General features: G+C 45.3%; 20 protein-coding genes. 3 read left to right on the top strand and 17 right to left on the bottom strand.

From position 1 onward, the window contains the following. Positions 1–73 precede the first annotated feature (73 nt). The 12 genes from wecG to trxA form a co-directional block, all read right to left on the bottom strand. The gene (gene wecG / locus HGT73_RS09020) at positions 74–817 is read right to left on the bottom strand and encodes a lipopolysaccharide N-acetylmannosaminouronosyltransferase (RefSeq protein WP_214213891.1); all 744 of its coding nucleotides are present in this window, start codon (positions 815–817) and stop codon (positions 74–76) included. Beyond that, on the bottom strand, positions 810–2,189 hold the full coding sequence (wzyE, locus tag HGT73_RS09015; protein ID WP_214213889.1) for an ECA oligosaccharide polymerase: 1,380 nt from the start codon (positions 2,187–2,189) through the stop codon (positions 810–812). The genes wecG and wzyE overlap by 8 nt, the downstream gene beginning before the upstream one ends. Next, entirely contained in the window at positions 2,186–3,268 is a 1,083-nt protein-coding gene (locus HGT73_RS09010; RefSeq protein WP_214214098.1) for a TDP-N-acetylfucosamine:lipid II N-acetylfucosaminyltransferase, read from the bottom strand. Before HGT73_RS09010 ends, wzyE begins: the two co-directional genes overlap by 4 nt. Then, on the bottom strand, positions 3,265–4,512 hold the full coding sequence (gene wzxE, locus HGT73_RS09005; protein WP_214213886.1) for a lipid III flippase WzxE: 1,248 nt from the start codon (positions 4,510–4,512) through the stop codon (positions 3,265–3,267). Before wzxE ends, HGT73_RS09010 begins: the two co-directional genes overlap by 4 nt. After that, positions 4,512–5,642 carry a dTDP-4-amino-4,6-dideoxygalactose transaminase gene (rffA, locus tag HGT73_RS09000; RefSeq protein ID WP_214213884.1) on the bottom strand — a complete coding sequence of 377 codons (1,131 nt, stop codon included), beginning with the start codon at positions 5,640–5,642 and terminating at the stop codon, positions 4,512–4,514. Before rffA ends, wzxE begins: the two co-directional genes overlap by 1 nt. Beyond that, positions 5,629–6,345, bottom strand: a complete 717-nt coding sequence (gene rffC / locus HGT73_RS08995; RefSeq protein ID WP_338111599.1) for a dTDP-4-amino-4,6-dideoxy-D-galactose acyltransferase — start codon at positions 6,343–6,345, stop codon at positions 5,629–5,631. The genes rffA and rffC overlap by 14 nt, the downstream gene beginning before the upstream one ends. Continuing rightward, positions 6,314–7,588, bottom strand: a complete 1,275-nt coding sequence (gene wecC / locus HGT73_RS08990) for a UDP-N-acetyl-D-mannosamine dehydrogenase (protein WP_214213882.1) — start codon at positions 7,586–7,588, stop codon at positions 6,314–6,316. Before wecC ends, rffC begins: the two co-directional genes overlap by 32 nt. Beyond that, the gene (gene wecB, locus HGT73_RS08985; RefSeq protein ID WP_214213880.1) at positions 7,578–8,714 is read right to left on the bottom strand and encodes a non-hydrolyzing UDP-N-acetylglucosamine 2-epimerase; all 1,137 of its coding nucleotides are present in this window, start codon (positions 8,712–8,714) and stop codon (positions 7,578–7,580) included. The genes wecC and wecB overlap by 11 nt, the downstream gene beginning before the upstream one ends. Before the next feature lie 6 nt (positions 8,715–8,720). Further along, the gene (locus tag HGT73_RS08980; protein WP_214213878.1) at positions 8,721–9,677 is read right to left on the bottom strand and encodes a Wzz/FepE/Etk N-terminal domain-containing protein; all 957 of its coding nucleotides are present in this window, start codon (positions 9,675–9,677) and stop codon (positions 8,721–8,723) included. A 3-nt stretch (positions 9,678–9,680) separates the two neighbouring features. Continuing rightward, on the bottom strand, positions 9,681–10,772 hold the full coding sequence (gene wecA, locus HGT73_RS08975; RefSeq protein WP_214213876.1) for a UDP-N-acetylglucosamine--undecaprenyl-phosphate N-acetylglucosaminephosphotransferase: 1,092 nt from the start codon (positions 10,770–10,772) through the stop codon (positions 9,681–9,683). A 164-nt stretch (positions 10,773–10,936) separates the two neighbouring features. Continuing rightward, complete coding sequence (gene rho, locus HGT73_RS08970) at positions 10,937–12,196, bottom strand: transcription termination factor Rho (RefSeq protein WP_214213874.1); 1,260 nt, start codon at positions 12,194–12,196, stop codon at positions 10,937–10,939. A gap of 330 nt (positions 12,197–12,526) precedes the next feature. Beyond that, the gene (gene trxA / locus HGT73_RS08965) at positions 12,527–12,859 is read right to left on the bottom strand and encodes a thioredoxin TrxA (protein WP_048914014.1); all 333 of its coding nucleotides are present in this window, start codon (positions 12,857–12,859) and stop codon (positions 12,527–12,529) included. 116 nt (positions 12,860–12,975) lie between these two features. On the opposite strand from trxA, the gene rhlB reads away from it, so the two are divergent. Then, positions 12,976–14,271 (top strand): ATP-dependent RNA helicase RhlB, encoded by a 1,296-nt coding sequence (gene rhlB / locus HGT73_RS08960; RefSeq protein ID WP_214213873.1) that lies wholly within the window; start codon positions 12,976–12,978, stop codon positions 14,269–14,271. 5 nt (positions 14,272–14,276) lie between these two features. Continuing rightward, positions 14,277–15,764 (top strand): guanosine-5'-triphosphate,3'-diphosphate diphosphatase, encoded by a 1,488-nt coding sequence (gene gppA, locus HGT73_RS08955; protein ID WP_214213871.1) that lies wholly within the window; start codon positions 14,277–14,279, stop codon positions 15,762–15,764. Here gppA and rep read toward each other — a convergent pair. Then, complete coding sequence (gene rep / locus HGT73_RS08950; protein WP_214213869.1) at positions 15,761–17,782, bottom strand: DNA helicase Rep; 2,022 nt, start codon at positions 17,780–17,782, stop codon at positions 15,761–15,763. The genes gppA and rep overlap by 4 nt on opposite strands. A 79-nt stretch (positions 17,783–17,861) precedes the next feature. Here rep and ppiC point away from each other — a divergent pair, with 79 nt between their 5' ends. Beyond that, on the top strand, positions 17,862–18,143 hold the full coding sequence (gene ppiC / locus HGT73_RS08945; protein ID WP_214213867.1) for a peptidylprolyl isomerase PpiC: 282 nt from the start codon (positions 17,862–17,864) through the stop codon (positions 18,141–18,143). On the opposite strand, the gene HGT73_RS08940 is transcribed toward ppiC, so the two are convergent. The 4 genes from HGT73_RS08940 to dppD form a co-directional block, all read right to left on the bottom strand. After that, positions 18,140–19,609, bottom strand: a complete 1,470-nt coding sequence (locus tag HGT73_RS08940) for a M16 family metallopeptidase (protein ID WP_214213865.1) — start codon at positions 19,607–19,609, stop codon at positions 18,140–18,142. The genes ppiC and HGT73_RS08940 overlap by 4 nt on opposite strands. A gap of 203 nt (positions 19,610–19,812) precedes the next feature. Beyond that, complete coding sequence (locus HGT73_RS08935) at positions 19,813–21,777, bottom strand: EAL domain-containing protein (protein ID WP_244968506.1); 1,965 nt, start codon at positions 21,775–21,777, stop codon at positions 19,813–19,815. 193 nt (positions 21,778–21,970) lie between these two features. Then, positions 21,971–22,963, bottom strand: coding sequence for a peptide ABC transporter ATP-binding protein (locus tag HGT73_RS08930; RefSeq protein WP_214213862.1), 993 nt, complete (start codon positions 22,961–22,963; stop codon positions 21,971–21,973). Further along, on the bottom strand, positions 22,950–23,939 hold the full coding sequence (gene dppD, locus HGT73_RS08925; protein WP_214213860.1) for a dipeptide ABC transporter ATP-binding protein: 990 nt from the start codon (positions 23,937–23,939) through the stop codon (positions 22,950–22,952). The genes HGT73_RS08930 and dppD overlap by 14 nt, the downstream gene beginning before the upstream one ends.

Raw genomic sequence — 23,939 nt, 5'->3', positions numbered from 1 at the left:
AAATAAAAATTATCGTTTGATTATGCTTTGTTCGTTTTGGGTGAAGTTTCAGCAATTTGCTTTATGTTTATTCTTAAAGTTCCCCTCGCCAATGGTAGCCTTGGTATTTTAGGAGCTTTAATTGCCGCTTTAACCGTAAAGGTTGCCTTATCAATCTATACAACCATTCTAGCCCCAACCTCTGCCATAACAACGGAGCACGCTTTACTTTACCAATAAAAACATCATACGTGCCACCTACGCCCATATAGAGTGCGTCAGGATAGGCCTCATAGCAGCGCTGAATAAAAAGCTCTTGCCGTGGCGAGCCCATTGCAACGGTGATAATTTTCGCCCGACTCGCTTTGATGCGCTCGATAACTTGACCGGTCTGTGTCTCATCGAAATAACCATCTTGTTGCCCCACAAGCGGAACCTGCCATTGCTGTTGAAGACGCTCAGCCGTTTGAGTGAGTACCGAGGGTTGGCTCCCCACTAAGTACACCGGAATTGCTAATGCTCCAGCACGTTGCATTAATGACTGCCATAAGTCAGCGCCTGCAATACGTGTTACCTTACTATTCGGGTACTTTTTACGTATAGAGCGCACAATACTTATCCCATCGGGGTAATTTATCCCACCGCTGGTTAAGATCTGATGTAATAACGCATTATGCTCCGCCGTAAGCACCTTCTCGGCGTTTAGTGCGATTAAGCGGCCCGTATGGACATCTTGACTCGGTAACAGGAAATCCGTGAAGGCCTCCATTGAAGGAGCGCCATATACCGGGATCTCGCGGATAGTAAAATAGGGCGGCGTTAGCTGACGATTACTCACAGATGTCCTTTTGGTTTGAATAAATGATCTTCACTGACGGTAAACGTGGCGGACGGGTTCGTTCTCTTACTAATCCTATCGAGGATAAAAACCAAAATAATAGTTTGGTGATGAGTAGGCATAGTAGAAAAATAATAGCAAAAAAAACGACCCGCGATCCGAAGGCATCGAGCCCTTCACGCGCTAAAACAATCATGTTAAAAACAGCACCAAAACAAAAGCTGTTGATCAACGCAGCGGTATAACGGTTTGGTTCACTCCGTGCTCGGTAATAAAGATAGTCAAATCCCTTGATAATAAGACCAACGAGCAATGCCCCAGGAACAACAGCCCACATTCCCCCCATCACCAATAGAGAACCAATTAAGGTCGGTGAAATGGCGAGACCTGAGTGATTATTAAGAATTTGCCAAGTAAAATAATTTGCGCTATTCAAAATAGCCGATGGACGATCAGGCCATAACCAGCTTGGGATAAACACATAAAAATCACGCCACATCGGCGCAGGACCTTGAAAATCAAGTTGAGAATAATGGCTAAAAATTAACCCAAGGTTTTCCCACGGTGAAAATGTGTCACGAGTAAGGTAGAGGAAGGTATACCACGCCTCTGCCCCGGTGACATTGAGATTGTAGCGCCGTAAGGCTAGCCAAAACATCCCGACTATCGACATGGCCCCTGCACTAAGTAACATCGATAAGGTTATCCAGCCGCGACTAATCCCAATAAATAAAAATAGCGCAAACGCGATAATAATATTAGCCCGGGTTCCTCCTACCACCATATAAGTGATCAGGCCAAAAATGACGGTGGTAGCAAGAAATAATACCCACTGGCGTAAGGTAGGCTTTAGAAAATAAAGTACTAACATGCCGGGAATAAAAAAATAGAAAAAGCGCTTTAACGCAACGCCGGAGACCTGACTGGAAAAAATTTGGCTGTAAGAGGTGAGGCGAAAAAGTAACAATCCATTATGTGCAAAAAAAATCCCCAAGCTCACCAAAGCGACTAACACCAATAAGCCCGAAAATAAGTGTGTCTCCACCCGCGTCATCGAAAAAAAACCCGTCACTGGGGAGATAGGTTTACGCGTTAATCGTAGTTGATAAGTCAGGTAATAAATGGCGTAAAAACCTGTCGCCGATAAGAGTGCTTGCAGTAAGTAAAGCGGTGGCACAACCGCTTGTGAAAAACCAAACACTAAAATCGCCGTTAATGGAAAACCAAAATAGAAAGTGAGCACGAAAAGTAAAGAGAAAAAGAGGTGGAAATTAAAACGCTCGCGGCGAAACTCTTTGACCATCACATGGAGGATAAACCAAAGAGAAAGCACATATACTACAGCTAAACCGATAAACTGCCCGCCCGTCATTGTGCCTCCATCCCTTCTAATTGTTGCAGAACGTCACGCCATCCCTGCACGTAGCACGGTGAAAAAAATTCAATGGTAGATTTATCATGATGCACCAATTGTTGATGAGCATGCTGCAGCCGATCTCTGTCGAGCTGCTCATCATCAAATAAAACCGGTAAGTGTTGTGCGCTCAGATCACGCCAGAACGGATTTTTTCGGCTAATCACAAATGGAATATTTTTATCGATCAACAAACTTAACGTCCCCACCCCTTGTTGCCGAGTAAAAATAAAGTAACCTAATTGACATTGTGAGACGACATTCAAATAATCATCAAAACTGAGTTTTGCCGTTAAAATTTCAACCTGGCCTAATGGAAAAAGCGCAGCAGCATGAGCAGTGACTTTGGTAATATAATCCTGATTACCTATCGGATAACCCATCGGTACGATTACCTTTATCTGCTGACCGAACAGTCTTTCAATTTGAGTCAGCGCATAGCAATGCCTATTCGTAGGATCTCCCGAATTCCCCAGCAAAATAGTCAGTGTTGCGGGTAAACTGACGTCGGTCTCCGGTTGTACGGGTACGGACATTTTTGTCGGGAAATAGAGTTTCTGGCTAGGAACGCGAGGATATCGTTGCTGATAAACACTGAGATCCCCTAAGGTTGCATAAACAGTAGCAACTCGTCCTTGCGCTAATCGTCTGAGGGTATAAAACAGTCTAAATTTAAGCGACTGAGACTCTTCATATAAATCTGCACCCCATATGTGCCAGTGCAACTGGTGCTTTGATATTTTTCCGATAAGTAACGCTATCCATAAATAGGCATTGAACTGGCCGTGACAAAAAAAACGTGTTTGTCGCTGTTTCGCCATTGCAATCACCTTTGCAGCTAATTGCTTTTTCGACTCAACACACTGGATCGCAAGATTTGGAAATTGCTGAGCCAAATGAATATCGTGGGTGACCACAATAAATTCTCTGACCGAGGGACTAGGGACTTCAGTGCTTAGCACTCGATCAAAGAAAGTGAGTAAAGTCGTATTGTGGTGGGGGATATCCGATCCCAGTACGTGAATAATCGCCATTATTTTCGATACCAATAAACAAATGCCGCAATCACTAAAAGTAAATAACAGCTGTAGGTCATGCAATACGCCTGTACCGCCCCAAGAACACCATTCTGGGTGATCAACCAGTGGCTCGTCAGCAATAATAAGCAAAATTGCGTTATTTCGGTCAGGATGTAAGCGCGTAGACTTCCTCGTGCAATAACAAGGTAGCCAAAAACGTAGGCGGCGACTTTACAGACATCCCCTGGCAGCTGCCAAGCAAACAAGTCGCGCATTTCCATAAATTGAGTGGAAAAGAGTAGCGTAATGACCTGTTCGCGGAATACCCAGACAATTAGGCTTAATATCATCACCGCCGGTATGACACGGACTAATGTTCGTTTAATTTCCTCCGCTATCGCCTGTTTGTCCTTTAGTCGACTCAATGCGGGTAATAACCAGACGCTGAAAGTGGCGGTGATAAACTGTAAATAAGCATCAGATACACTGGTAACTCCCTGCCACAAGCCAACTGCTTGCCAATCGCTATGTCTGGCAAGTTGATGACGCATCATGACCCACGCGAGAGGCAAGGTGATGGCCGTAATTCCCGTCATTAGGGTATATTTTGCGAGACGACGCGCCATTTCGCTGTTCCAGCCAAGCAATAGTGGACCTAGCGCATGGTGATTATGTCGTCGATAGAAATATATTGCAGGAAGTAGCGATATTGAAGGGACTAGGGCTAAACCGACCAAGGCGCCGCTGTAACCACCGAGCGCCCAACAGATGAGATAACCGGGTATTGCTAATAAGCAGCCACTAATAATGACCATAGCATTAGTGCGGGCATCTTTAATGCCTTTAAATTTTGCCTGTAAAAAATTAGCCCAGCCGATCCCGCATTGTAAAAAAGCGAGATAACGGATCACATTGGCATAGTGTTGCTGACCAAATAGCCCTTGGCTAATAGGATTAGCGAATAAAAGAAAGAATAAGGCAATCAGCGTACCCGCACCGAGAACCAGGGTTGATGAGGTGGCTGACAACTGGCGTAATGCGTTAGGCGAGTCTTGATACTCCGCCACATAGCGCGTGACACCATTAAAAATACCCGCACCAGCCATTACGCTCAATACGGTGATCAATTGCCGATAATTACTCGCAAGGCCTATCCCTTCCGGCCCATAGGTCACCGCCAGTAATTTGACGATAACAAGACCACAAAGGATTTTTGTTACTGTTGAGCTTGCGGTCCACAGAGATGCGCGAGCTAATGACATTAGGAAAAGAAACTCAGCAGCGAACCGATAACAATTTTTTGCTGATTGTTGGTCAGGTTATAGTACATCGGTAATCGGACTAGGCGTTCACTTTCCACTGTAGTGGAACGATCGTCACCACGGAACTCACCAAATTGTATACCTGCAGGTGAGCTATGTAAGGGAATATAATGAAAAACGCTTAAGATCTCTGCTTCTTTTAACCACGCGATCAGCCGATCACGATCCTGTTGATCGGCGAGTTTAAGGTAAAACATGTGTGCGTTATGCTGGCACTCGTTGGGAATACTGGGTAACGTGAGGCGTCCCTGTTCGGCAAGTGGCTGTAATGCATCGCGGTAATTTTGCCATAATGCTAAACGGCGCTGGTTGATCAACTCAGCATTTTCGAGTTGAGCCCAGAGGTAAGCCGCTTGTAAGTCTGACATCAGGTAGCTCGAACCTAGATCGCGCCACGTATACTTATCAACTTGTCCACGGAAGAATTGGCTACGATTAGTCCCTTTTTCACGAATAATTTCTGCTCGCTCAATGAGTGCCGGATCGTTAATTAGCGTCGCTCCCCCTTCCCCCCCCGCGGTATAGTTTTTTGTTTCATGAAAACTATAACAACCGATATGTCCAATAGAGCCCAGTGCCCGTCCTTTCCAGGTACTCATCACACCTTGTGCCGCGTCTTCGATGACATAAAGCTGATATTTATTGGCCAGTGCCATGATTTTATCCATATCACAGGAAACCCCTGCGTAGTGGACAGGAACAATCGCACGGGTTTTATCGGTGATGGCAGCCTCAATCAACTCTTCATTAAGATTCATCGTATCCGGACGAATATCAACGAAAATAATTTTTGCCCCACGCAGTACAAAAGCATTAGCGGTAGAAACGAAGGTATAACTCGGCATAATCACTTCGTCGCCGGGTTGAATGTTGATAAGCAGAGCAGCCATCTCAAGAGATGCCGTGCATGATGGCGTCAGTAATACTTTGGCTACGCCGAAACGTTGTTCAAACCACTGCTGTACACGACGGGTAAACCCTCCATCGCCACATAATTTACCGCTCATCATAGCAGACTGCATATACTCGACTTCACTACCTGTTACCGGAGGAGCATTAAATGGAATCATTACTTTTCCTATAGAGCCAATAACTCGTGGTCGTTAAACGTGCGCCATGACGTAGGTATAAACGTAGCGCCGCTACGTTACTTAACTGTGTGGCGATATGGAGCTGGGTTAGGCCTTTAGTACGCGTCCAATCCGCGGCGGCAAGGAGCAACTGGCTTCCTACTCCAGCACCGCGATGACTCCGGGCAACACCTAATAACCCAATATGGGCGGTCGAATCTGCTTCACGCAAACTGATAAAACCCGCTATCGTGCCTCGATCATCAAGACTGAGTAAACACTGGTGATCGAAGGTCCCCAGCACTGCATTTTCAATCCACTGGGCATAAAACTGTTCGGTAAGAGATTGCTCGAACCACGGTGCACGAAAGCGACTTTCAGTAAACATCTTGCTAGCTAACTCACGGAGTAATGGAATATGGGTTGGCCGTGCAATACGAATACCCGGTTGTCGAGTTGAGCTCTCAACAGCCATTTCTAATTGAGATTCCCCCTCAGCCAGTACAAAACCAAGGCTTGATAGGGTATCTAAAGTTTGATAATCCCCACTAGGGATCTTTGCTTGCACCAAATCCCATGCTTGGCACTCGGTCGGTGTCAGGCGATGCAGCTGTGTCAGATCAACTTTACCGATGCGTTGGGAAAAAAAATCACTCTCCCATGTTAGTGCATTAATCGCCAACGGAGTTACCCCATGCGCCACGAGTGTCAATCACAAACTCAGTAGTGAACTGTTGTCGATGTAGCGTTTTAAAGACTTGATGGTCGGTGAGTAACACCAAAATATCCGCGTCTTTAAGAGCCTCTTCAGTGCTTACTAATGCTGCCTTATTACTAAAATGTGTAGGGAGCTGCCGAATGTGGGGTTCGACCAGTAGAGTCTCTCCCTGATGCCAATCGCTGATCAGTCTCGCTACCTGTACCGCAGGGCTTTCTCGCAAATCATCAATATCGGGTTTAAACGCTAATCCAAAGCAGGCGATACGAATCTCAGAGGCTCTTTTATCATGAGCCATTAGGCAATCTGCTACCGCCTTTTTGACTTGGTCAAGTACCCAAAATGGCTTGCTATCGTTCACTTCGCGCGCAGTACGAATTAATCGCGCCAATTCAGGAGATTGCGCGACAATAAACCAGGGATCGACAGCAATGCAGTGCCCACCCACGCCAGGACCGGGCTGGAGAATATTTACTCGGGGATGATGGTTGGCAAGACGAATTAATTGCCAGACATCAATATCGAGGGCGTGACAAATTACAGAGAGCTCATTGGCAAAAGCAATATTGACATCGCGAAAACTGTTTTCGGTCAACTTACACATTTCCGCGGTACGCGCATTAGTGATCAAGCATTGGCCTTGTAAAAAGAGGTGGTAAAGCTCACTTGCTTGTCTTGAACATTCTGGGGTTATCCCCCCTATCACACGATCATTACTGACTAACTCTGCCATAATTTTGCCAGGCAGTACCCGTTCTGGACAATAGGCAACCGCAATATTGGGTTGTTCACTGTGTCCGGGAATGTCAAGATCTGGACGTTGTTCAGCGATCCACGTAGCAACCTGTTCTGTTGTTCCTACCGGTGATGTCGACTCCAAAATAACGACGTCCCCCGCTTTTAATTGCGGAGCTATCGCTAAAGTAGCAGCCTTAACATAGCTCAGATCTGGTTGATGATTGGCTTCAAAAGGGGTGGGAACGGTGATCAAAAACGCATCAGCCGGCTCTGGGGTCAATGTTGCTCTTAAACGCCCTTCGGCCACATTACGAGCGACAACAGCCGCAAGTTCGGGCTCAACAATATGGATCTCTCCGCGATTGATGGTCTCTACCGCAAATGGATTAATATCAACCCCAATCACTTGGCAGCCTGCTTCAGCAAGAATGGCGGCAGTGGGTAATCCTATGTAGCCAAGACCCAAAATAGAGACAGTTTTAGTGTGCATGCTCAACCCATGAGTGTTTAATAAATTCGACAATTTTTTGACAGCTGTGGCCGGTACCGTAAGGGTTTTTTACCTGACTCATCGCCTGCCAAGCCTGTTCATCATCGAGTAACAACGAGGCTTGTTGAATAATCGTATCGCTATCAGTACCCACTAACCTGACACTTCCTGCAGCAACAGCTTCTGGACGTTCTGTTGTCTCACGCATCACCAATACAGGTTTCCCTAAGGAAGGCGCTTCTTCTTGTATTCCCCCCGAATCCGTTAACACCAAGTAGGCTCGATTCATGAGCCATACAAAAGGAAGATACTCTTTTGGTGCAATAAGGTGGATATTTTCCACCCCTTGAAGTAACCGCTCAACCGGTTCACGCACATTAGGATTCATGTGCACGGGATAGACGATATCGAGTTGGGGGTAACGCTTAGCAAGTGCAACTAACGCCTGACAAATACGTTCAAAACCCCCACCGAAACTCTCACGTCGATGACCCGTAACCAAGATCATACGCCTTCTCTCGGTTAAGTAAGGGAATTGCGCCGCGAGGCTCTGTTCAAGTGCGTGATCTCCCACAATTTTATCACGTACCCACAATAAGGCATCGATCACGGTATTTCCGGTTACCGTAATGGCTTCCTCACGAATATTTTCGGCAAGAAGATTTCTCTTCGCATGCTCGGTGGGTGCAAAATGCCAGTGAGCGAGGTGAGTGGTGACCTTTCGATTTCCCTCTTCAGGCCAAGGTGAGAAAAGATTTCCGGTACGTAAACCAGCCTCAATATGTCCGACTTTAATTTGATGATAATAGGCAGCGAGGCTTACCGCTAATGTGGTTGTCGTATCACCATGAACTAGGATCAAGTCGGGTTTATAGTGCTGAAAAATATCTGCCATGCCAGTCAATATTCGGCTAGTAATATCACTAAGCGATTGTTCTGGCTGCATAATGTTTAAATCATAATCTGGCTTGAGATGAAAAACATGTAATACTTGGTCTAACATTTCACGATGTTGTGCGGTAACACAGAGTCGAGACTCGATATCCGTGGTGTTTTGTAACGCCTGTACCAGAGGCGCCATCTTAATGGCTTCAGGTCGAGTACCAAAGACTGTTAATACCTTCACGCTTTCTTATTCCTTTTTCTTTACACCCTTACAGAGGGCAACTCCTGCACCGATAATGGCTCCAACGAGCGCCCACATCACCAGCAATAAGGGTAAACGGGGACTTTGTCGGCTAATCGGCGGTTCTGGTGATTGTAAATATGACCAGCTAGTAAAAGGTGTGAGCTGCGTTGGGCCAGTTTGCAACGCCGCTAATCGTGCAAGATCATGCAAAAGACTTTCCGTTGCAACAGGACCTGTCTGTTCTAACACATTGAGCGCAACTTTAGTTTGATCGTCGTTAGTTTGTGCTACCTCGGTTTTGAGCTGTTTGACTTGCTGGGTGTAGGTCGCTTGGGCCAAACTTTTTTCAAAGGAGATCTGCTGCTCTACTTTCACGACTTCTGTTTGCCAAGTCGCGGCTAACTGTTGCTGAACTAGTGCTAAAACCTGTTGATCAGTAAATGTTAAATAGCGCTCAAGCCACTGACTGCTCTGTTCGGCATGACTCGCCGTAAGCGTTATTGTGTCGACAGTGCCGTGTAACCTATCTCCTGGCGTAAATTGAATACTGGCCACTTTGCGCTCAAGAGCTAATGGGGTTAACTCTTTAGAGTGATTAACACTGGATTGCTGTAACCAAAAACGCCGCCGGTTATCAACAGATGCTAGCTGCTGTAAAAAGGTTTGGTAAACAGCATCAATAACCGTATCGCTATTTAATGGATCCACAGAAGCCGCGGTGTCAGCATACGTCGAAAGTTGGTTGAGTCTCGATAATTGCTGATAGTAACGAATGATTTTCGGCAGATCTGGACGACTAAACTGTGCCACCGAGACCCACTTTTGGGGCGCAAACATCGCATACGTCCAAGTCAGCACCAGCGCCAAAAGAATGCCAAGGCCTATCCATTTTTTCCCGCGCCATAAACGCTGTACACAGCTTTTCACATCGAGTTCATTATCAATGACAGAAGAATGCATGAATTAATCCTGTGTTTGTCCATCACGTGCGTGACGGCGTGATTGCCATGCCCGCTTATTACGCCGAATACGCCGTGCAACACGCCAAGCATGCTTTAAACAATAGCCATAGACGAAGAATGCCATAAGGAACAGTAGCATCATGAACCATTCCGGAATAAAGTCGCAAAACTCTCCAAGAACGCCGATTCCTGCCAAAATTGCAGCAGCCAGCGTAATTAAAACAAAGGCTTGGCGGGAAGTGAACCCCGCACGCATGATGAGGTGATGTATGTGTTGGCGGTCAGCCGTAAACGGGCTTTGACCTTTACGCAAACGACGGTACATGATAGCGACCATATCCATCAATGGAATCGCAATCAACCACAATGCGGTAACGGGATGCAGTGGATGGTTTTCACCTTGGCTCGCATCTAAGAGTATCCATATTACCGTAAAGCCAATCATCGTACTGCCTGCATCACCCATAAAAACTTTATAGCGACGACCCAGTATTCCTAAATTCAAGCAAATGTAGGGAAGAATAGCGGCAATCAGTGCAAAGCACCAAAACGCTAAACTCGTCTGCCCTTGGGTATAGAGAATCAAACCTAGAGCACCAAAGGTCACACAAGAAAGTCCCCCCAATAACCCATCAATACCATCAACCATATTGAACGCGTTAATTGCTGCCCAAACGGCAAATAACGTGATCACATAACCAAAGGGACCGACACGTAACTCGATTGGACCGATGATGAAACCTAATGAATGTAGGTAGAGATTAGCGGCAGACATCATTACTATGGCGATACCTGCTTGTACTGCTGCTCTGAACTTGACACTAATATCGAATTTGTCATCAATAACACCCACCAATACCAGTACCCCCGCACAGGTGAGATACAGAATATCGTGAAGCTGATAATAGTTCGTGATCAGAAAAGCAAAACATACCCCCGCAAAAACAGAGATGCCTCCCACAAGCGGCACCGTTCCCTGATGACGTTTTCGGAAATTAGGCTTATCCACTAATCCTACTTTTTTGGCTATCTTCCGTGCCACAAAAAGGAAGATAAGCGAAAAAAGGAATGTCAGTCCTAATTCAACACTCATATTGAGCACATTCACATTCAAGCTCTCTATCGTAACACTTGCGGAATAATTCTAATTCAGATCATCAATGCTATATGCATTAAAAAAAAAACGCCACGTAAACACGTGACGTTTCTTAACTTTACAATAAATCTGAGCTTAACACCGTGTTAAGCACCTCAGAATTACGAACGTTTCATCATATCAAAGAATTCATCATTGGTTTTGGTCATCGCCAATTTATTAATGAGGAACTCCATCGCATCAATCTCTCCCATAGGGTGAATGATTTTACGAAGAATCCACATTTTTTGTAGTTCTTCAGAGGAAGTTAGTAGTTCCTCTTTACGCGTCCCTGAGCGATTGTAATCAATAGCAGGGAAAACACGTTTTTCAGCAATTTTACGTGAGAGATGTAATTCCATGTTGCCGGTACCTTTGAACTCTTCATAGATAACTTCATCCATTTTTGAGCCAGTATCGACCAATGCCGTTGCAATAATGGTTAAACTACCACCTTCTTCGACATTACGTGCTGCACCAAAGAAACGCTTAGGACGATGTAAGGCGTTAGCATCAACCCCCCCCGTTAAGACCTTGCCTGATGCCGGCACAACGGTGTTATAAGCACGTGCCAAACGAGTGATCGAATCGAGCAGAATGATGACGTCTTTTTTATGCTCAACTAAACGTTTTGCTTTTTCAATCACCATCTCTGCAACTTGGACGTGACGAGAAGCCGGTTCGTCAAAGGTCGAAGCAATAACCTCTCCCTTCACCAAACGTTGCATCTCAGTCACTTCCTCTGGGCGTTCGTCAATAAGGAGCACCATTAAGACGCAATCAGGGTGGTTGTAGGCGATGCTTTGCGCGATATTTTGTAACAGCATCGTTTTACCCGCTTTAGGAGGAGCAACGATCAATCCGCGCTGGCCACGACCAATAGGTGAAGCCAGATCAAGTACGCGCGCAGTTAAATCTTCAGTAGAACCATTACCTCGCTCCATACGTAAGCGGCTATTCGCATGTAAAGGCGTGAGGTTTTCAAACAGGATTTTATTACGTGCATTCTCAGGTTTATCAAAGTTAACTTCATTAACTTTTAATAGCGCAAAATAACGCTCACCTTCTTTCGGTGGACGAATTTTTCCGGCGATGGTATCGCCTGTTCTGAGGTTAAAGCGTCGAATTTGGCTGGGAGAAACGTAGATATCATCAGGACCGGCGAGGTAAGAACTGTCTGCGGAGCGGAGGAAACCAAATCCGTCCTGCAGTATCTCTAGCACACCATCACCAAAGATGTCTTCGCCACTTTTCGCATGCTGTTTGAGTATTGCGAAAATGATGTCTTGTTTACGCATGCGCGCGAGGTTTTCTAACCCCATATTTTCACCCAGCGTGATTAATTCAGACACGGGTGTATTTTTTAATTCGGTAAGATTCATAGTGATGGGTTCTTGACTTGGGGTATTTCTTGGAATGTTAGTCATGAGTGGTCGAAAACTGTCCCACGCCTGTTATAGAAAATATCATTTAGGTATCAGCCTTAGTCATTCATAGAAAAAAGCGAGGCTGCGTTATTCATTAATTAAAGTGGAGATTCCACTGATATTACCAAACCTGTTAAGACATCGATAGTGGATGACAAGTTTGATTAGAAATCTAGATTCTGACTACAGGTAAGATCGTAATGCAGTAATAGTAACTTAGCACGCCTCTCAAGAGACGTCCAGTGATAGCGCAAAAATAAACCATCACTGGCATCTCAAAGAGAATTAACCGAGATTAGCGTTTAAAAACTCTTTCAGTTGACCTTTGGATAATGCACCAACTTTAGTCGCTACCACTTCACCTGCTTTGAAAAGCAGAAGAGTAGGGATACCACGAATACCGTATTTAGGGGCAGTCTCTGGATTATCGTCGATGTTCAGCTTAGCAATAGTCAGTTTGCCTTCGTACTCGTCTGCAATCTCATCGAGAATGGGGGCAATCATTTTACAAGGACCACACCACTCAGCCCAGAAATCGACCAGGGTCACGCCTTCGGCTTTAAGTACATCAGTATCAAAGCTACTGTCGGTTAGGTGAACAATTTTTTCGCTGCTCATAGTTGGCTCCACAAATTTATGCCTGGTGAATCGGCTTCTATTAAATCAATATAGTTAACTTTATTTCAATTTATACGCTTTCGTAAAGCGGCATTAAGCTGATATTCTATCACACTATGAGCAAAACACACTTAACAGAAAAGAAGTTTTCCGACTTCGCCCTGCACCCTCTGGTGATTAAAGCCCTTGATACGAAAGGCTTTACGCAATGTACGCCGATTCAGGCACTCACATTGCCTTATGCTCTTGCTGGGCATGACATCGCAGGTCAGGCGCAAACCGGTACAGGAAAAACGATGGCGTTCCTAACGTCAACGTTTCATTATCTCTTATCACGACCGGCTGCCGAAGGGCATCAAGTCAACCAACCCCGCGCCTTGATCATGGCGCCGACGCGTGAATTAGCCGTGCAAATTCATGCTGATGCGGAACCATTAGCGCAGGCAACAGGATTAAAAATTGGTCTCGCCTATGGTGGTGATGGCTACGACAAACAACTTAAAGTACTGGCTGAAGGTGTTGATGTCCTAATTGGCACAACTGGCCGCATTATCGATTACGTTAAACAAAACCATGTTGATTTTGGCGCATTACAAGTATTAGTGCTCGATGAAGCCGATCGGATGTTTGATCTCGGATTCATTAAAGATATTCGTTGGTTGATTCGTAAAATGCCACCGGCTACGCAACGATTGAGCATGCTTTTCTCAGCAACGCTTTCCTATCGTGTCCGCGAGTTGGCTTTTGAGCACATGAACAACGCAGAATATGTGGAAGTCGAGCCAGAACAAAAAACCGGACACCGTATACAAGAAGAGCTGTTCTATCCCTCTAACGAAGAAAAAATGCGTCTACTGCAGACGTTGATTGAGGAAGAGTGGCCTGATCGTGCGGTTATCTTTGCAAATACCAAGTATCGCTGTGAAGATATCTGGGGACATTTAGTGGCGGATGGCCACCGTGTTGGGTTACTCACCGGCGATGTACCACAGAAAAAACGTTTACGTATCTTAGACGATTTTACCCAAGGGAATATTGATATTCTCGTTGCCACTGATGTCGCGGCACGTGGTTTACACATCCCTGAAGTTACGCATGTGTTTAACTACGATCTGCCTGATGACCGAGAAGACTATGTGCACCGAATTGGCAGAACGGGTCGGGCAGGAGCAAGCGGTCACTCTATCAGTTTGGCATGCGAAGAGTATTCGTTGAATTTGCCGGGTATTGAAGAATATATCGGACACAGTATTCCTGTTAGTAAGTACAACAGTGATGCACTGCTGACTGATTTGCCAGCACCAAAGCGTTTTTCACGGCCTCGTTCACAAAATAACCAACGCCGTGGGAACAATAATAATCGTCGTGGTAGCCATCCACGTAACAATAACCGAAATAAACGTACAGGTTAATTACCATGCGAAGCGCGTCATCACTCCATGCTGCCATTGATTTGGGTTCAAACAGTTTCCATCTGTTGGTGGTGCGCGACGTTTCAGGGTCACTGCAAACAGTGGCCAGAATAAAACGCAAAGTACGTTTAGCCGCAGGTTTAGATGCGAAAAATCAGCTCTCTGAAGAATCTATTCAACGCGGTCTGCATTGTTTAGCGCTCTTTGCAGAGCAACTTGAGTGTGTTCCACTCTCACAAATACGAGCTGTCGCCACTGCGACACTTCGTATTGCAACTAATGCAGAAGATTTCCTCGCCAGAGCCAACGATATTTTAGGTCTTCCGATCAATGTTATTTCGGGAGAAGAAGAAGCAAGACTGATCTATCAAGGCGTCGCACAAACGACCAGTGGTTCTGACCAGCGCCTGGTGGTCGATATCGGTGGAGGCAGCACTGAATTAGTGACGGGAACAGGGACCGAGGCCACCGCCCTCTTTAGTCTATCAATGGGCTGTGTTACTTGGCTTGAACGCTATTTTACTGACCGTTACCTGACGCGTGAAAACTTTGATCGTGCACAAGCCGCAGCCAGCGCTGAAATCAAAAAGGTCAAGCAAACACTGATCACTCAAGGATGGCAGATTTGTGTTGGTGCATCCGGTACTGTTCAAGCATTACAAGAAATTATGATTGCTCAAGGAATGGACGAGCAAATTACCTTACCTAAACTTGAACAGCTTAAGCAGCGGGCGATTCAATGTGGAAAACTTGAAGAGTTGGAAATTGAAGGCCTTACGCTTGAGCGAGCCTTAGTGTTCCCAAGTGGTTTAGCTATCTTACTGGCTATTTTCCATGAACTCTCGATCACTCGGATGAGTTTAGCGGGAGGAGCACTAAGGGAAGGATTGATCTACGGAATGATCTCATTGCCCGTCGATATTGATATTCGCAAACGCACCTTGGAAACCACGCAACACCGTTTCGCGGTTGATCTTGAGCAAGCTGAACGCGTTAAAGCAGCCTGTTTGATGCTCGTACAACAAGTTGCTGATCAGTGGGCATTAAGTGAGTACTGCCAGCAACTTTTATTCAGTGCCGCAGCATTGCATGAGCTGGGGCTCTCAATTAATTATCGCCATGGGGCGGCAAACGGCGCTTATCTTATTAGGCAACTTGAACTCCCGGGCTTTACCCCGGCACAGAAACAGCTTGTCGCCGCGATTGTGGCTAACCAAATCGGTAATATTGATCTTCCTAGCCTAAGTAAACAGAGTGCACTGCCTTTACAACAAGCGGAACAGCTTTGCCGGCTTTTTCGTTTAGCGATTATCTTATGCAGTACCCGCTCAGCGACCGATATGCATTTGTTTCACTTATCAGCGCTAGGTGAGCGTTTAACTTTACGGCTTGACCCACAATGGGCTGTTACACACCCTTATCGCGTAGAATTATTACAACAGGAAGAGCACTTACAAAGCTATGTCCATTGGGGATTTGCTGTCGCTTATTAATTGTTTTTAGCTCGATTTAGCATATCTCGTAATCCGGCCACCCGACTTTGACTATTTATCATACGTTCTTCGCTGCTGATCGCTTTTTTCTTATCCTCATAGTGCAGATCGTCTTGGGGAAGTTCGAGTAAAAAGCGACTCGGTTCAGGCCGACGAACCTCACCATATTGTCGCCGTTCACGACATAAAGTAAAAGTCAGTTCCTTCTGCGCCCGTGTGATCCCAACGTAAGCTAACCGTCGTTCTTCTTCGATATTATTTTCATCAATACTGCTTTGATGCGGCAATACCCCTTCCTCCATGCCCACTAGATAGACGTAAGGAAATTCTAGGCCCTTCGAGGCATGCAACGTCATCAATTGAACTTGATCCAGTTCCTCATCATTCTCGCCACGCTCCAGCATGTCACGTAACGTGAAGCGAGTAACGACTTGAGTCAAGGTCATCGGTTCATCCAGTTCTGAGCCTGATAGCATTTCCGTCATCCACTGGAACAGTGTATTGACGTTTTTCATTCGCATTTCCGCAGCCTTAGTGCTCGCAGAACTTTCGTATAGCCAACTTTCGTAATCGATACCTTGAATTAATTCTCGTACCGCGGTAATGGGCTCACGATCGCTTAAAGTGATCAGCGAAGCAAACCACTGGGTGAACACTTGTAACTTTTGTAGCCCTCTTCCGGTCAGCGTTTCTGCCAAGCCAAGATCAAAACTAGCACTGAATAAACTCTTATTCCGCCGATTAGCCCACTCACCTAATTTTTGTAACGTCGCCGGGCCTATTTCACGGCGAGGCGTATTGACTATGCGCAAAAAAGCACTATCGTCATCCACATTTGTCATCACCCGTAAATAGGCTAGGAGGTCTTTAATTTCAGGACGGGAAAAAAAGGAATTTCCTCCAGAAATACGGTATGGGATACGATTTTGCATCAATAGCTTTTCAAAAACTCGTGATTGGTGATTACCTCGATATAAAATGGCGTAATCACGAAACTGCGTTTTATTGATAAAATGGTGAGCAATAAGTTCTCCCGCTACGCGCTCGGCCTCGTGATCTTCGTTATTAGTCGGGATGACCTTTAATACTGCTCCCTCGCCTAGTTGGGAAAAGAGTTTCTTTTCAAAGACATGAGGGTTATTGGCGATTAAGATATTCGCTGCACGCAGTATGCGCTGTGATGAGCGATAGTTTTGCTCAAGTTTAATCACTTCTAACTGAGGAAAGTCTTCTTTCAGTAGAACCAGGTTTTGTGGTCTCGCGCCCCGCCAAGAATAGATAGATTGATCATCATCACCGACAACCGTAAAACGCGCTCGCGCCCCAACCAAAAGTTTCACTAACTGATACTGGCTAGTATTAGTATCTTGATACTCATCGACCAAAAGATAACGAATGCGCTGTTGCCACCGCTCTCTTACTTCATTGTTGTCTCGCAGTAATAGCGTGGGTTTGAGTATTAAGTCGTCAAAATCAAGGACGTTACAGGCGCGTAAATGCTGCTCATACAGTTGATAGCATTTAGCAAAGATCTGGTCACGTTCCGAACGCGCATAAGTAATGGCTTGATCGGGACTCACCAGATCATTTTTCCAGTTGGATAGTGTGGAGATAAGTTGTTGAAGTAGATCTTTATCTTCTTGCAGCCAAGGCTGTGTTAGCTCCTTTAATAGTGCGAGCTGGTCTTGATCATCAAATAAGGAGAAATTCGCTTTCATTCCTAGCGCATTCACTTCACGCTTAATAATCTCCAATCCCAAGGTGTGGAAGGTAGAAATTTGCAGTCCACGCGCTTCTTTGCGACCTAGGGTTTGTGCAACACGCTCTTTCATTTCTCGTGCCGCTTTGTTGGTAAAAGTGACCGCGGCAATATGCCGTGCTTGATAGCCACTTTGTCTGATTAACCAAGCAATTTTATTGGTAATAACACGTGTTTTACCGGATCCTGCTCCCGCTAAGACTAAACAAGGGCCGGTAACGGCTTCTACCGCATGCTGCTGGCTGGGATTAAGACGCATAAAAAATTGCTCAGTGAACGGGAAAAAAATGTTATATAAAGCGGCAAGTATACACTGACGACGCTTAGGACAACATATTATGGCTAAAACTGCAGCCGCATTACATATTTTAGTTAAACAGCAAGCACAAGCCGAAAAACTTATGATGGAGTTGAAAGAAGGCGCTCATTTTCAGACACTTGCTAAGAAACACTCGACATGCCCTTCGGGTAAACAAGGCGGTGATCTCGGTGAGTTTCGACGTGGACAGATGGTACCTGCCTTTGACAAGGCAGCCTTTACCTGTCCACTGTTAACACCTTATGGACCGGTAAAAACTGCCTTTGGTTACCATATTATCAAGGTTTTATGGCGTAATTAGTTACTCTCAGAGGTCGAACTACCTGCACCGTTGTGACTTCCATCTCCTTCGGAGGTTACATCGTTGTACTCAGCTTGTAACTGCTCAATAGTCGGAGTTTGAGTCGTGCTCGGATGCAACAATACCAAACTAATAGGTTGGGAAAGTTGCTGGTGCAATTCGTGATTCACCGCGTCAAGCGTGAGACCTGACAGAAACTCTTGGCGTAACTTCTGATACTGCTCTGGTGCGATATCTACCATAGCATTTTGTAGTGAACGCAGTCGCTGCATCATCAAAATATCAGTTGAAGTCCGTGCATAGGTTGCAAATAACCCACTGAGTTCATTTGTCTTTTTAGTAATAAGCCGGTCAAATTCATCTTGAGTCAACCCTTGGTCACGTAGCTTAACTATTTCACGGCCGACCACCGCAAATTGCTTAGTGAGGTTTTCACCTTCTGCATCAATTTTCAAACCACACTGTGCGCGTGCAAAGAGAACCTGGCATTGCAAATCAACCGGAACGAGGGCGGTATCTTTTGTATCTTGACCCGGTTGTAAATGCCAATACAGCGCCTCTCGGGTTAAGTCTGATAACCAGTAGTGTTTGAGACTTTGAGAGTCTTGAATCGGTAACCACATGGCGTCCCAATTCATCACTAAGCGGGAGGCGTGCAAATTATTGTCTACAATCGCGGTCGGTTGTGAGGATAGCGGCGACAATACCGGAACCGGGGTCGGTAATTTACGCTTACCTTTGAGAGGACTAAACGCCTTGTTGATCTGTTCAATTAGCGCTCTATTATCAACGTTACCGACAATATAGAGAGTCATGGCGTCTGGGGTATACCATTGATGGTAATACTGAGCTAGCGGTTGAACGTTAGTGAGCGAACTCGGTTGCTGACTAGGATCGTGGCTGAGTAATGCAGAGTTTTGTAAGCGATAGCGCCACAGTTGATCTTGCGTATTATCAGGCCATGTCGCGGTAGGATCAGAGGCCTTTAAAGCGGTAGCGACTGTTGTAGGAGTGACTTGCATATCACCTGCCGTCGCAGCCAGCCAGTCAAGGGCTGATTTAATCAGCTCAGGTCGGTTAACCGGTAAACTTAAATTGTATTGGGTATAATCATAAGAGGTGATTACTGGCGGTAAAGCCCCTGACTTCGCCATATCCGCATGCCATAAGACACGTTGTTGTTCTGGCGTCAGGGCAAGATTATGTACCATCGCGAGACGTGCAAGCAGATGGCTAAATCCCGTTTGTTGTGGCGACTCACTCAATGAGCCAGTATTGACCACAAGCCGAATCTCAATATGATCTGAAGGGCGCTGAGGCGTGGACAACACTTGCCAACCAAAACCATTACTCAACTGACCTTGTTGCCAAGCCGGATCAGGATGTAACGGTTCTGCGTTGACTGTTAGGCTGAATGCTGAAAATAACATCCCGCCAACCCAGAGCAGCGATTTAATGCCCGGCATGAAAACCTCTAAGATAGAAAGCAAAAATTGGGATAAGTGAAAACTATGACCACAGAAAACGCCAAATATTCATCGGCAGATAAAATAATAATGTGGCTCTTATGCCATTATCCAATTCTCAGCTCTCAGGGCAAGTCCCGCTTCCCGCTATAAACATCTTTTAACCAAAAACTCGCTAAAATGAGTGAAAAGCAAACTATCAGTTAAGAATACTCGCCCTGCGTTAACCAACGTTGTGCAAACACAGCCTCAGGAATCGCTGGAGAATAGAGGTAACCTTGGGCAATACGAATACCGCGTTCAAGTAACCAATCACGTTGAACTTCTGTTTCTACACCCTCGGCAACGATATCCAGTTTGATAATCTCTGAAATAGAAGAGATAACTCGTACCATTGTGTCGTCGGCAGGGAGATCAGAGACAAAGCTGCGGTCTAGCTTGATGCGACGAACAGGTAGGGAACGGAACTGATGTAGGTAATGTAAGTTTGAATAGCCCATACCAAAATCGTCGAGAACCATTGAAACACCCGCTTGCTCGATAGGCCGTAGTACATTCATCACCCACGCAACATCCGTAATTTGTGCCGTTTCTGTAATCTCCAACACGAATGTCCCTGGTCGTATCTGGTGTTCGTTGAGTAACTGCTTAAGATACTCGATCGTTGAACTATCCCTTAGCTGCTCAGCGGAAAGATTGACACTTAAGGGTAAATAGATTCCCTTCTGTTGCCAGCTCGCAAGAATTCGACAGGCCTCCTCAAATACCCAGCGACCAATTTCCGGCATAACACCAATTTCTTCTGCGGTAGTAATGAAATTTTCAGGAAGAGAATAGTGGCCGTCGTCTCGGCAAACACGTAGAAGTGCTTCGGCACCGCTTAATTTTCCCGTTTGCATATCGATCTGAGGTTGTAGAAAAAGCGCGTAGTGTTTGTCCTGAATGCCTTTCAGGATCTCATTAATTTGTAAAAGACGCTGATACGATTTTTCGGTCATTTCCGGATCAAAAAATAACGCTTGGTTACTGCCTTTTGCTACCGCACTGTGCATTGCTGCAATACCTGACTCAAGAAGCGATTCGGCTGTGATCGGTACTAAATTCGCAAACGAAATACCGATATTAACTTGTGATTGCAGATAAAAATGTTCCACATGGAAAGGTTTAATTAACGCTTCAATATAGGCTTGTGCATAGCTCATTAACGTCACTGGCTGGTGAACATATTTGAAGAAAAGAATAAATTGATTATCTGCCAATTGACCAATTAAAACATCGTCATTGACTAACTGACGAATTTTTTTCGCAAATATCCGTTTCACTTCTCGTTGATGTTCAGAACCAAGCAGACTGTCCAACGGGCTGACTTTAATCACCATCACCGCAACATTGATCGGATGCTGTACTAGGTATTGTTCGATGATGCCTAGTAATAAAGTCTGATTCGGTAGCTGAGTCAGCGGGTCGTGGGTAGTGAGCTGCTCTAGCTGATGATAGATAGTATCGCTCATTCGTTGTCGGTGGTTTATTCCGCGCACTAATACCCCAATCTCATCGCCACGATGGCCTTCTGGTAAGGGAATCTCTGCCTCAACACCACAGTAAGGGAGGTCTTGGAGTGAACGAGCCACATAGCGTAGAGGGTAGACGACCAGTCTGTTAATAAACCAGCTGATAGCAATAGAGAGTACGAGTGCCAGCAATAAATAGGTGACAATCATCGTACCAATAGTAGAGCGAATAAATTGGTAAACACGTGTGGTATCAGCTTCTAACACGAGAGAAGCTAAAGGCTTAGGAATACCTGTATGTTCAGGAGAATAAAGGGGTAAGGCGATCACAACCGGTAAATTAAATAAATGCGCAATTAACGTTGGTACGTTGTCGGAATCAGCATCCGTGAAATCAACTTGTAACGCCTTGAAGTCATCTGGCAACGTGATTTCAGCCTTTCCTAAGACACCCGCGGGCTTAAGAGACTTTAATAGCCGCTCAGCGTCGACGATATTCCCACGTAGAACAGCATCCGACAGTGGTTGACGGATCGTATGGGCAATATTTTCCATTTGTTGAGCGTATTCAATACGTCGCTGCCCGACAAAATGAAATAATTGAATAATCGTAAAAATACAGACAACAATAAGAACAACCGAAGAAACCGTTGTCATTTGTTTAATTGTCAATGAGCGATGCACGCGCAATGGATAACCATCCTTCTAAATTACAGGTTTGTTTCGCTGTTGAGTATATCTCAGCCTTTTACCCTAGTTAGCAGGAATTATCCATTAATCTGGTTATTTTGGTTAGTTATTTGTAAATTTTTTAATAGAGTTTGAGCATCCTTGCTCAATCATGGTGATTTTAATCATCCTTTCTTTGCTGGACGTAATAACAGGCTACCTGTTGTGCAGAATACTGCTGCAAGGGTGGCGAGTGTTGTTCGCATTCCGGCATTTTATAACGGCAACGTGCTGCAAACGCGCAACCTTTTGGCGGGTTTAAAGGGCTGGGAAGCTCACCAGTAAGTTTTATACGTTCCTGTTTACCATGGTTATTCAACCGCGGAGTCGCAGAAAGTAACGCCTGGGTATAAGGATGCTGAGGGTGACTAAAAATCGCTTCTTTCGACCCTTTTTCAACGCATTTGCCTAAATACATCACCATGACTTCATCTGCAATATGCTCCACGACTGAGAGATCATGGGAAATAAAAACGTAAGAAAGACCAAGCTCCTGCTGTAAATCCATCATTAAATTAAGCACCTGTGCTCTAACCGAAACGTCAAGAGCGGAGACAGGTTCATCCGCAATCAAGACTTCTGGTTCCAGCATAAGACCACGAGCTATTGCAATACGCTGACGTTGCCCCCCAGAAAACATATGAGGATAACGGTCATAATGTTCACGCTTAAGTCCAACTTTCGCCATGATCGCCAAAACCTTTTCTCGGCGTTGTTCCTTTGATAAGGTGGTATTAATAATCAATGGCTCTTCAAGTATTTGGCTAATTTTCTTGCGTGGGTTTAATGACGCATAAGGATTTTGAAAAATAATTTGGATTTTTTGACGGCGTAATGCTTGTGCACGGTGATCGACCTGCAATAAGTTTTGCCCGTTCCAGTACAGTTCACCTGAAGTGGGAGATTCAATCATCGTTAGTAATCGCCCCAAGGTCGATTTCCCACAACCTGACTCCCCGACTACGGCAAGTGTTTTACCTCGAGCAAGCTCAAAGGAAACGCCATCAAGCGCTTTCACGGCTAAGGTCTTTCCAAAAATCCCTTTTTTAACAGGGTAATATTTCGTCAACCCGCGTGCATCGAGTAATAATTCTTGTTGACTAGATTGCGTCATAACTTGGACTCCCTAGCATATCAAGCGGGTAGTGGCATTTAACTTTTCGCCCGACGATGTCAAGCATAGGAGGTTCTTGCTCAGTACATTTCTCCGTGGCGTAAGGGCATCGAGGACTTAATAAACATCCCGTTGGACGGTCATATTTACCGGGTACGACACCTGGAAGCGATGTGAGGCGCGCTTTATCAGTAGAAAATTCAGGCAGAGCACGAAGTAAAGCCTGAGTATAAGGATGGCGAGGTGAAGAAAAAATATCTGACGCTTGCCCCATTTCAACTAACTGGCCTGCATACATTACGATAATTTTTTGCGCCGACTGAGCTACTAAAGCAAGATCATGCGTGATTAACATTAACGCCATATCCTCTTGCTGCTGTAATTCCAGCAACAGCTCGATAATTTGAGCTTGAATGGTAACGTCAAGCGCGGTAGTAGGTTCATCAGCAATAAGTAATTTCGGCTTACACGCAATAGCCATCGCGATCATAATACGTTGACTCATACCGCCAGAAAGTTGATGCGGATAAACGGATAGTCGCGAACTCGGGTCAGGAATCCCGACACGTTCAAGTAACGCGATCGCTTTGAGTTTTCGTGAACGACGACTGCCGCCTTGATGAACTTTAATCGCCTCCATAATTTGATATCCGACGGTATAGCACGGATTCAAACTCGTCATTGGATCTTGAAAAATCATCGCAACTTCTGAGCCGACTAACTTACGTCGTTGTCTGGCGGATACCTTCTTTAAATCGGCGCCTGCAAAATGTAAGTCATTCGCAATGACCTCTCCTGGATAATCGATCAACCCCATTATTGCTAACGAGCTGACTGATTTTCCAGACCCCGATTCTCCAACAATACCAACCACTTCACCTTTCTCTACCTGATAACTTATTCTATCGACCGCTTTAAAGGGGGCATTGGCGTTCCCAAAGTGCACCGATAATTTATCTACATTTAATAACGTCAT

It is taken from the genome of Rosenbergiella australiborealis, from assembly GCF_018494035.1.
Lineage (GTDB): Bacteria > Pseudomonadota > Gammaproteobacteria > Enterobacterales > Enterobacteriaceae > Rosenbergiella > Rosenbergiella australiborealis.
The sequence above is the reverse complement of the archived record's forward strand: the minus strand, read 5'-3'. Positions and strand labels throughout refer to the sequence as shown.

Bases quoted from the DNA above. Each gene is read 5' to 3' on its own strand.
- wzyE (WP_214213889.1), bottom strand. From the start codon at position 2,189: ATGACGGGCGGGCAGTTTATCGGTTTAGCTGTAGTATATGTGCTTTCT.
- wzxE (WP_214213886.1), bottom strand. From the start codon at position 4,512: ATGTCATTAGCTCGCGCATCTCTGTGGACCGCAAGCTCAACAGTAACA.
- rffA (WP_214213884.1), bottom strand. From the start codon at position 5,642: ATGATTCCATTTAATGCTCCTCCGGTAACAGGTAGTGAAGTCGAGTAT.
- wecC (WP_214213882.1), bottom strand. From the start codon at position 7,588: ATGCACACTAAAACTGTCTCTATTTTGGGTCTTGGCTACATAGGATTA.
- HGT73_RS08980 (WP_214213878.1), bottom strand. From the start codon at position 9,677: ATGCATTCTTCTGTCATTGATAATGAACTCGATGTGAAAAGCTGTGTA.
- wecA (WP_214213876.1), bottom strand. From the start codon at position 10,772: ATGAGTGTTGAATTAGGACTGACATTCCTTTTTTCGCTTATCTTCCTT.
- rho (WP_214213874.1), bottom strand. From the start codon at position 12,196: ATGAATCTTACCGAATTAAAAAATACACCCGTGTCTGAATTAATCACG.
- trxA (WP_048914014.1), bottom strand. From the start codon at position 12,859: ATGAGCAGCGAAAAAATTGTTCACCTAACCGACAGTAGCTTTGATACT.
- rhlB (WP_214213873.1), top strand. From the start codon at position 12,976: ATGAGCAAAACACACTTAACAGAAAAGAAGTTTTCCGACTTCGCCCTG.
- gppA (WP_214213871.1), top strand. From the start codon at position 14,277: ATGCGAAGCGCGTCATCACTCCATGCTGCCATTGATTTGGGTTCAAAC.
- rep (WP_214213869.1), bottom strand. From the start codon at position 17,782: ATGCGTCTTAATCCCAGCCAGCAGCATGCGGTAGAAGCCGTTACCGGC.
- ppiC (WP_214213867.1), top strand. From the start codon at position 17,862: ATGGCTAAAACTGCAGCCGCATTACATATTTTAGTTAAACAGCAAGCA.
- HGT73_RS08940 (WP_214213865.1), bottom strand. From the start codon at position 19,609: ATGCCGGGCATTAAATCGCTGCTCTGGGTTGGCGGGATGTTATTTTCA.
- HGT73_RS08935 (WP_244968506.1), bottom strand. From the start codon at position 21,777: ATGACAACGGTTTCTTCGGTTGTTCTTATTGTTGTCTGTATTTTTACG.
- HGT73_RS08930 (WP_214213862.1), bottom strand. From the start codon at position 22,963: ATGACGCAATCTAGTCAACAAGAATTATTACTCGATGCACGCGGGTTG.
- dppD (WP_214213860.1), bottom strand. From the start codon at position 23,939: ATGACGTTATTAAATGTAGATAAATTATCGGTGCACTTTGGGAACGCC.